The organism is Pseudomonas sp. PS01270, assembly GCF_029959775.1.
GTDB classification, from domain to species: domain Bacteria; phylum Pseudomonadota; class Gammaproteobacteria; order Pseudomonadales; family Pseudomonadaceae; genus Aquipseudomonas; species Aquipseudomonas atacamensis.
The window spans coordinates 1-5791 of record NZ_JASCPT010000203.1 but is presented as its reverse complement, the minus strand read 5'-3'; the positions used below and the strand labels follow the sequence as shown (position 1 = coordinate 5791).

The 5791-nt window shown below is 62.1% G+C and carries 3 protein-coding genes; all 3 read right to left on the bottom strand.

Annotated features, from left to right (window positions below):
• Positions 1-127 precede the first annotated feature (127 nt).
• The 3 genes from prpD to acnD all read right to left on the bottom strand — a co-directional run bounded on the left by prpD (position 128) and on the right by acnD (position 5636).
• Positions 128-1612, bottom strand: a complete 1485-nt coding sequence (gene prpD, locus QMX86_RS27055) for a 2-methylcitrate dehydratase (RefSeq protein WP_282387929.1) — start codon at positions 1610-1612, stop codon at positions 128-130.
• Positions 1613-1797: 185 nt separating this feature from the next.
• Positions 1798-2988 (bottom strand): 2-methylaconitate cis-trans isomerase PrpF, encoded by a 1191-nt coding sequence (gene prpF / locus QMX86_RS27050; protein WP_282387657.1) that lies wholly within the window; start codon positions 2986-2988, stop codon positions 1798-1800.
• Between the two features lie 53 nt (positions 2989-3041).
• Positions 3042-5636, bottom strand: coding sequence for a Fe/S-dependent 2-methylisocitrate dehydratase AcnD (gene acnD / locus QMX86_RS27045; RefSeq protein ID WP_016773823.1), 2595 nt, complete (start codon positions 5634-5636; stop codon positions 3042-3044).
• Between the last annotated feature and the right edge of the window lie 155 nt (positions 5637-5791).

The following is a 5791-nucleotide window of genomic DNA, read 5'->3' as shown; positions in this document are numbered from 1 at the left end:
GCGGCGGTTCAAGTCGTCCGGCGTGGCCTGAGCTGGCGCCTCCGCGAGCAGGCTCGCTCCCACAGTGGACCTGCATCGTAACGACTGTGGGAGCGAGCCTGCTCGCGAAGAACGATAACGCGGTCTGTCAGAGCACAAACAGATCGATGAATCGATTCACCGCTGTGGCTTCCAGCCGCGCCTGATCCTCACAGAGCGCAAATATCTCAGCGCAACGCTGCCCGGCAAACCGCGTGGCCAGGTTGGCCTTGAACTTGTCCTCCAGCAACGCAATGCCCTCGGCGCGGCGGCGGCGATGGCCGATCGGGTACTCCACCACGACGTTGTCGGTGCTGCTGCCGTCCTTGAAAAACACCTGCACGGCGTTGGCAATCGAGCGTTTGTCGGGCTCAAGGTATTCGCGGGTGAAGCGCGGCTCTTCGACAATCACCATTTTTTCGCGCAGCACATCGATGATCGGATGCGCCTTGTGGAAGTCGTCTTCGTAGTGCTCCGCCACCAGATTGCCGAATGCCAGCGGCACGGCGGTCATGTATTGCAGGCAATGATCGCGGTCGGCAGCGTTGGCCAGCGGGCCGACCTTGGAAATGATGCGGATCGCCGATTCATGGGTGGTGATGACGATGCGGTCGATCTCATGCAGCCGATTGCGCACCTGCGGATGCAAGGTCACCGCCGCCTCGCATGCCGTCTGCGCATGGAATTCGGCGGGGAAACTGATCTTGAACAGCACGTTTTCCATCACGTAACTGCCGAACGGCCGGGAGAAGCTGAAAGCGCGCTTGTCCTCGGGCTTGAGCGCCAGATCGTTGTTGGTGTGGCTGAACGATACGTCGTAGAAGCCCCACTGCTTCGCGCTCAACACACCGGGAATGCCCATCTCGCCGCGCATGGCGATGTCGGCCAGACGCACGCCACGACTCGCCGCATCCCCCGCCGCCCAGGATTTGCGCGAGCCGGCGTTCGGCGCATGCCGATAAGTGCGCAGTGCCTGACCGTCGGCGAAGGCGTGGGACAGTGCCGACAACAGCTGCTCGCGATTGGCACCCATCAGTCTGGCGCTGACGGCGGTCGAGGCGACTTTCACCAGAATGACGTGATCCAGTCCTACCCGGTTAAAGGAGTTTTCCAGAGCGATCACGCCTTGAATCTCGTGGGCCATGATCATTGCTTCCAGCACATCGCGGACCGTCAGCGGTGCCTCACCATTGGCGACGCGTTTTTGCGACAGGTGATCGGCCACGGCGAGGATGGCGCCGAGGTTGTCCGATGGATGGCCCCATTCGGCGGCAAGCCAGGTGTCGTTGTAGTCGAGCCAGCGGACAATGCAGCCGATATCCCAAGCGGCTTTGACCGGATCGAGGCGATAAGGGGTACCTGGCACTCGTGCACCGAAGGGTACAACCGTGCCTTCGACGATCGGGCCGAGGTGCTTGGTGCATTCGGGGAAACGCAGGGCCAGCAAGCCGCAGCCCAGCGTGTCCATCAGACAGTTGCGCGCGGTGTTCAGCGCCTCGGCGGATTCGGGCTTGAAGGTGAGGACGTAGTCGGCGATGTCCTGCAGGACTGCGTCGTAATCGGGGCGGTTGTTCAGGTCGACGTTGGCGCTCATGTTCGATTCACTCGTGAAGTGGTTCGTTGATGGGACCTCGGTTCAGGGCTAACGATTTCTTATGATTGAAATGCAATCCACTGTGGGAGCGAGCCTGCTCGCGAAGGCTGAGTGTCAGTCAACATTTGCATGTCTGATGCATCGCTTTCGCGAGCAGGCTCGCTCCACAAGGATATTGCTGTTGCTTAGAAGCAATCACCGGGCACGCAGACGTAACCTTCCATGAGCACCCGCGCACTGCGGCTCATGATGGCTTTCTTCACCACCCACTCGCCATTCTCCAGCGTCGCCTCAGCGCCCACGCGCAACGTCCCGGACGGATGGCCGAAACGCACCGCATTGCGCTCAACCCCACCAGCAGCAAGATTGACCAACGTCCCGGAAATCGCTGCCGCCGTGCCGATCGCCACCGCTGCCGTGCCCATCATCGCGTGATGCAGCTTGCCCATCGACAACGCGCGCACCAGCAGGTCCACATCACCAGCAGCGATCGCTTTACCACTCGACGCCACGTAATCCGCAGGCTTGGCGACGAATGCGACTTTCGGCGTGTGCTGCCGCTTGGCGGCTTCTTCCAGATTGGCGATCAGGCCCATGCGCAACGCACCGTAAGCACGAATCGTCTCGAACATCAGCAGCGCTTTTGGATCGCCGTTGATCGCGCCCTGGAGTTCGGTGCCGGTGTAACCGATGTCTTCGGCGTTGACGAAAATCGTCGGGATCCCGGCGTTAATCATGGTCGCCTTGAACGTGCCGACACCCGGTACTTCCAGCTCATCGACCAGATTGCCGGTAGGGAACATCGAGCCACCGCCGCCCTCTTCTTCCGCCGCCGGATCCATGAATTCGACTTGCACTTCGGCCGCCGGAAAGGTCACGCCGTCGAGTTCGAAATCACCGGTTTCCTGCACTTCGCCGTTGGTGATCGGCACGTGGGCGATGATGGTCTTGCCGATGTTGGCCTGCCACACACGCACCACCGCCACGCCGTTGTGCGGAATGCGGCTGGCGTCGACCAGACCGTTGCTGATGGCGAACGAACCGACCGCCGCCGAGAGATTGCCGCAGTTGCCGCTCCAATCGACGAACGGCTTGTCGATCGACACTTGGCCAAACAGGTAATCGACGTCGTGATCGGCACGGGTGCTTTTCGACAGGATCACGGTTTTGCTGGTGCTCGACGTCGCGCCGCCCATGCCGTCGATCTGCTTGTCGTACGGGTCGGGGCTGCCGATGACCCGCAGCAGCAAAGCGTCGCGGACGGGACCGGGTACCTGCGCCGCTTCGGGCAGGTCGGTGAGGCTGAAGAACACGCCTTTGCTGGTTCCGCCGCGCATGTAAGTCGCAGGAATTCTTATCTGTGGTGCGTGAGCCATGGTGCTCCTTACCGAAGGCATGGGACTTGAAAATCCCATGCCCACAAGTTGATTTAGACGGCTACCGCCGAGCCTTCGAGGAAGTCCTGTGCGAAGCGCTGCAACACGCCGCCGGCCTCGTAGATCGACACTTCTTCAGCGGTATCGAGACGGCAGGTCACCGGCACTTCGACGCGCTCGCCGTTCTTGCGATTGATCACCAGCGTCAGATCCGCACGCGGCTTGCGTTCGCCAATCACATCGTAGGTTTCGCTGCCGTCGATGGCCAGGGTGTGGCGGTTGGTGCCGGGTTTAAATTCCAGCGGCAACACGCCCATGCCCACCAGGTTGGTGCGGTGAATGCGCTCGAAACCTTCAGCGGCAATCGCCTCGACGCCGGCCAGGCGCACGCCTTTCGCCGCCCAGTCGCGGGACGAACCCTGACCGTAGTCAGCGCCAGCGATGATGATCAGTGGCTGCTTACGCTGCATGTAGGTTTCGATGGCTTCCCACATGCGCATGACCTGGCCTTCCGGCTCGACACGCGCCAGCGAACCCTGCTTGACCTTGCCGTTTTCCACGACCATTTCGTTGAACAGCTTCGGGTTGGCGAAGGTCGCGCGCTGGGCAGTCAGGTGGTCGCCACGGTGGGTGGCGTATGAGTTGAAGTCCTCTTCCGGCAGGCCCATTTTTGCCAGGTATTCGCCGGCGGCGCTGTCGAGCATGATCGCGTTCGATGGCGACAGGTGATCAGTGGTGATGTTGTCCGGCAGCACCGCCAGCGGGCGCATGCCCTTCAGCGGACGGGCGCCGGCCAGTGCGCCTTCCCAGTACGGCGGACGGCGGATGTAGGTGCTCATTTCACGCCAGTCGTACAGCGGCGCGACTTTCGGACCGGTGTCTTCATGCACGGCGAACATCGGGATGTAGACCTGTCGGAACTGCTCGGGCTTGACCGACGACTTCACCACCGCATCGATTTCTTCGTCGCTCGGCCAGATGTCTTTCAGGCGGATTTCCCGGCCATCGACCACGCCCAGCACATCCTTCTCGATATCGAAACGGATGGTCCCGGCGATCGCGTAGGCAACCACCAGCGGCGGCGAGGCGAGGAATGCCTGTTTGGCGTACGGGTGAATGCGGCCGTCGAAGTTGCGGTTGCCGGAAAGCACTGCGGTCGCGTACAGATCGCGGTCGATGATCTCTTGCTGGATCAGCGGATCGAGGGCGCCGGACATGCCGTTGCAAGTGGTGCAGGCAAATGCCACAACGCCGAAACCGAGCTGTTCAAGTTCAGTGGTCAGCCCCGCTTCATCGAGGTACAGCGCCACGGTTTTCGAGCCCGGCGCCAGCGAAGATTTGACCCACGGCTTGCGCGTCAGGCCGAGCTTGTTGGCATTGCGCGCCAACAGGCCGGCGGCAATGACGTTGCGCGGGTTGCTGGTGTTGGTGCAACTGGTGATGGCGGCGATGATCACCGCGCCATCGGGCATTTGCCCCGGTACGTCATCCCACTGGCCGGAGATGCCTTTGGCCGCCAGATCCGATACCGCAACGCGGGCGTGCGGGTTGCTCGGGCCGGCCATGTTGCGCACCACCGAGGACAGATCAAAAGTCAGGCCGCGCTCGTATTGCGCACCTTTGAGGCTGTCAGCCCAAAGCCCGGTGAGTTTGGCGTACTGCTCGACCAATTGAACCTGCTGGTCTTCACGACCGGTCAGTTTCAGGTAATCGATGGTCTGCTGGTCGATGTAGAACATCGCCGCCGTGGCGCCATATTCCGGGGCCATGTTGGAGATGGTCGCGCGGTCGCCGAGGGTCAGCGCCGCCGCGCCTTCGCCGAAGAACTCCAGCCACGCGCCAACGACTTTCTGCTTGCGCAGGTATTCGGTCAGGGCCAGGACCATGTCGGTAGCGGTGATGCCCGGTTGCAACTTGCCGGTCAGTTCGACGCCAACGCTTTCCGGCAGGCGCATCCACGACGCGCGACCGAGCATCACGCTCTCGGCTTCGAGGCCGCCAACGCCGATGGCAATCACGCCCAGCGCATCGACGTGCGGCGTGTGGCTGTCGGTGCCGACGCAAGTGTCGGGGAACGCCACGCCTTCGCGCACCTGAATCACCGGGGACATTTTCTCCAGGTTGATCTGGTGCATGATGCCGTTGCCCGGCGGGATCACATCGACGTTCTTGAAGGCCTTTTTGGTCCAGTTGATGAAGTGGAAGCGGTCTTCGTTGCGGCGATCTTCGATGGCGCGGTTCTTCTCGAAGGCCTGGGCATCGAAACCGCCCGCCTCGACGGCCAGCGAGTGGTCGACGATCAGTTGCGTCGGCACCACCGGGTTGACCTGCGCCGGGTCACCACCCTGCAAAGCGATGGCGTCACGCAGACCGGCGAGGTCGACCAGCGCGGTCTGGCCGAGAATGTCATGGCAGACCACCCGCGCCGGAAACCACGGGAAATCGAGATCGCGCTTGCGCTCGATCAGTTGCTTGAGGGAATCGGTGAGCGTGGCCGGGTCGCAGCGACGCACAAGGTTTTCCGCCAGCACGCGGGAGGTGTACGGCAGGGTGTCGTAGCTGCCAGGCGCAATCGCCTCGACCGCCGCGCGGGTGTCGAAGTAATCCAGCGGCGTGCCGGGCAGGTTCTTGCGGAATTCTGTGTTCATCGGGTCAGGACTCGGGTCACGGTAATTTCAAAGGGTGAGGCCAGACACCTGAGTTGCACACCGTCCACTGTGGGAGCGAGCCTGCTCGCGAAAGCGATAGATCAGTCGACATCCTTGTTGGATGCCAGTCCGTCTTAGCGAGCAGGCTCGCTCCC

Excerpts from the sequence above, each read along its gene's own strand:
- prpD (WP_282387929.1), bottom strand. The coding sequence starts at position 1,612 with ATGAGCGCCAACGTCGACCTGAACAACCGCCCCGATTACGACGCAGTC.
- acnD (WP_016773823.1), bottom strand. The coding sequence starts at position 5,636 with ATGAACACAGAATTCCGCAAGAACCTGCCCGGCACGCCGCTGGATTAC.
- prpF (WP_282387657.1), bottom strand. The coding sequence starts at position 2,988 with ATGGCTCACGCACCACAGATAAGAATTCCTGCGACTTACATGCGCGGC.